The organism is Rheinheimera baltica, assembly GCF_030731985.1.
In the GTDB taxonomy this organism is placed as follows: domain Bacteria; phylum Pseudomonadota; class Gammaproteobacteria; order Enterobacterales; family Alteromonadaceae; genus Alishewanella; species Alishewanella baltica.
Genome location: NZ_JAPJDY010000019.1, coordinates 1 through 3051, shown reverse-complemented (window position 1 = coordinate 3051; position 3051 = coordinate 1). Strand labels below are relative to the sequence as shown.

Below are 3051 nucleotides of genomic sequence, written 5' to 3'. Positions count from 1 at the left end.
TCAGGCTCAATACTCGGTAAATCCCGAATTATTTATCTTGCTGATTATGGCGGTCTAACAGTTGAAAGCATCAAAGAGTTTGAGATATGGCGATTTATAACTTCGCAGTTTGTTCATGTCCATCAGAAGCATATGATGTATAACGTTTTATCTATATTGTTCTTAGGCGTTCTTCTGGAACGTAAAATTGGATTCAGATACACGCTATCCATTTGGTTATTTGCGGGAGCTATAGGAACTCTATTTACAACACAATTTGGATCGCCTCCTTGGAATACCGGCACAGGTGCTTCGCAAGCCGCATTAGGCTTTGCCGGTTTTGCGCTAGTTTTTTATACAGTTAAGTTTAGGCGGGAATACATACTTTTAGCTGCTATCCTCTTTGCTGTTTTGCCAGCACTGTATTTAGATCTCAAAACCGCAGGATACCCTAAACCCGGACATTCATTAAGTTTCATTATTGGTTCTGTTATAGCAGTTTGGTATTTATATAAATCGGAAAAGAAAGAAGCGGTTACAAAGTATGAACAAAGCTAACAAGTTACTAAATTTCGTTCCGGCCACAAACAGCGTGGCCTCCACGGGACTGCCTACTCTGCGCTGCGGCAGCACATTAGTAATGCGTTGAGGCTGTAGAAAAACTCTAAGTTAGTGCAAAAAATAGCCGCTTTCACTTCCCACCGATCATGGTTTGTGATCCAATTGGTATTATCAAACAGGCACAGGAGCCTTGGTGATGCCGCGTTTTAAACCCCTTAATTATCAACAAAATGCCATGGTAGTAATCAACTATCTTGACCAGTTGCAAGCTGGTACGTTTGAACATGCTATCCACCACTTAATTGATTCGAAACTCGATTTATCGGTGTTTTATCCAAAATACCAGAATGATGCGACAGGCCGCCCGGCCTATGACCCGGCCGCATTATTAAAGATAATTTTGTTTGCGTATTCCAAAGGCATAACATCCAGCCGGGAAATTCAGTGGTGCTGCGAAACCAATGTGATTTTTAAAGCGCTATCTTGCGATTCAGTGCCGCACTTTACCACCATCGCGGCGTTTGTCAGTGGTCGCAGAAAGGAGATAGAAAAGGTCTTTGAGCAGGTGCTGTTGATATGCCATACCCAAGGGCTATTGGGCAATGAACTGTTTGCGATTGACTGGAAGGCCAGCCCCGGGATGCAAAATGTCATCTAATGCTGCAAAGGAGTGGTCTGGCACCTTTAAAGAGCTGCAAGAAAAGCGTGCTAAATTAAAACGCCAAATTCGTTATCAGATGCGCGAGCACGAGCAATTGGATAAGAGTGAGGCGGCAGACGAGGCCCGTAAACAACGCACTGCCCAAGCTATTGAAACGTTGAATAACGCGCATGACAAGATAGACCAATTCCTAAAGCAAGCCAGTCCACGGATGGGCAAGGGTTAGCGGCCACAGGAAGTGAAAAGTAATATTACTGACAATGAGTCAGGCAAAATGACGGCCAGCAAAGGCACCATTCAGGGCTATAACGGTGTGGCTGCGGTGGATAAAAAGCACCAGATAATTGTCGATGCGCAGGTTTTTGGTGAAGGCCAGGAGCATCATACGTTACAGCCGGTACTAAACAGTATTCAAAACCGGTTTCAACGCTTAGCTATCAGCAACGACATACTCAAGGCCCAAACCATTATTACGGCCGATACCGGCTTTGCCAACGAGAGCAACATGCAATACCTGCATGACAATAACATCAATGCGTATATTCCGGACAATCAGTTCAGAAGCCGTGATCCTAAGTTCAACGAGCAAAAGCAAAAATACGGCAAGCGAGCCCAAGCGCGTAAGACACGCAAAAAAACGGTGTTTAGTGCCAGTGAGTTTAGTTTTAATCCGGTGAGTAGAACCTGTATTTGCCCGGCGGGGCAACAGCTGAGTTTACGCGGTGTCAGAGGGAACGAACACGGTATACCGATGGCGTACTTCGAGGGTAAGCTACTGCAATGCCGGCACTGCAATAAAAAGCAGCAGTGTATGCACAATCCTGAGGCGGCGAATAACCGCAAAGGCAATGGCAGACAGGTCAGCTTTACGCATAATGAAACCCGAGCACCGACCTACACCGATTAGATGACAAATTCATCTGGAATGAATTTGAACAGCTTAGCTGGCCCCGAAAGGGGGAGTCTCACGGAAGAGACGAATAACCCAGGGTAGATAGCGATGCCGGTAAACAAATATACAGCCACCGAATGTCAGTGGTAGAGCCGGTGTTTGTAACATCACCACCAATAAAAAGCTGAAACGCTTTAGCTTACGCGGCAAAGATAAAGTACAAGGCCAATGGCAGTTGTTCTGTTTGGTACACAATATCGAAAAACTAAAGAATTACGGCAAGTTAGCCGCTTAGACAACCTCAATCCCACCGTCAATAAGCGCCTGCCAAGCCAAAACAGATAGGCCGCTATTACTCATTAAACCCGACGAAGTAAAAAGTAAACGTAATAAGTAAAAAACGTTGCAAAATACTGAGTCCCGAGGCAAGGTTGTGGCCATTAGAAATTATAAAAACGACGCTAAGCAGAGTCTTAACCGACTTTTTCTACAGCCTCGCTATGTTGCAAGGAAGATATGGACATAGGTTTACGAAGTGAATTGGCTTTTTCAATTGGAGAAAAGCAATTTCCAACGATGCAGAGCGTGGATATTTGGCTAGGCTCTGTTTTGATCACTTACTTTGACAATACCGCGTATTTGCCTGCATTTGTAAACGCTCTGAGACGTGAGTTGGCAAATATTGAGAAAGGCGAAGTTGCCAGCGGATATACATTTTTTAATCTTGGTCCCACAACTGATGATGCAGTAGCTAGGGCTAAAATCATCGAAGATAAAATTGAGGTAAGTTGTATTCTAAACAACGGAAATGTGGTCAAGGTCACCCTTTTTGTTGAGAGCACAATTTCCGCTTATAAGGAATGTATTCGTGTTTTGGCAACATAACACATATGAGCCTTCTCGGAGTCAATAGGTAAAACCGCTCTTCTGGCCGCGTTAGCGGTCAGTTTGTTGTCCA

Annotated in this window: 2 protein-coding genes and 1 pseudogene; all 3 read left to right on the top strand. The window is 44.4% G+C overall.

From position 1 onward, the window contains the following. A partial coding sequence (locus ORJ00_RS18890) for a rhomboid family intramembrane serine protease (protein ID WP_306140548.1) occupies positions 1-537 on the top strand: 537 nt, incomplete at its 5' end. Positions 538-736: 199 nt separating this feature from the next. Then, a pseudogene (locus tag ORJ00_RS19080) lies at positions 737-2388 on the top strand (transposase). Positions 2389-2609: 221 nt separating this feature from the next. Then, positions 2610-2978: a hypothetical protein gene (locus tag ORJ00_RS18865; RefSeq protein WP_305977890.1), complete on the top strand. Its 369-nt coding sequence runs from the start codon at positions 2610-2612 to the stop codon at positions 2976-2978. The last annotated feature ends 73 nt before the right edge of the window (positions 2979-3051 follow it).